Origin of the sequence: Bacillus sp. SIMBA_005 (assembly GCF_046535585.1) — a bacterium.
Lineage (GTDB): Bacteria > Bacillota > Bacilli > Bacillales > Bacillaceae > Bacillus > Bacillus pumilus.
Window position 1 is genome coordinate 1 of the sequence record NZ_JAWRWI010000623.1, and the last position, 262, is coordinate 262.

At 51.1% G+C, this 262-nt stretch carries 1 protein-coding gene; it reads left to right on the plus strand.

Annotation, left to right across the window (positions count from 1 at the left end):
- On the plus strand, positions 1–262 hold a 262-nt coding region (locus SB660_RS21575; protein WP_410584459.1), incomplete at both ends, for a KS-MAT linker domain-containing protein.

Genomic DNA, 262 nt, shown 5'->3' on the forward strand with positions numbered 1-262 from the left:
GAACAGCCGCTCAGGGCGGGAATCAGCAGCTTTGGTGCGGGCGGTTCTAACGCGCATATCATTATTGAAGAATATGAGGCTCCTGTCAAACAAGCAATCAGCAGCCAAGAGCCGGCGGTCATTCTGCTGTCTGCGAAAAATGGCGAGCGTCTGACAGAATATGCGGAGCGCCTTCTTGCTTTTCTTCAAAAGAAGCATATTGATAAGCCGGACTTATTTGATGTCGCGTACACTTTACAAGCGGGGCGCGAAGCGATGGATG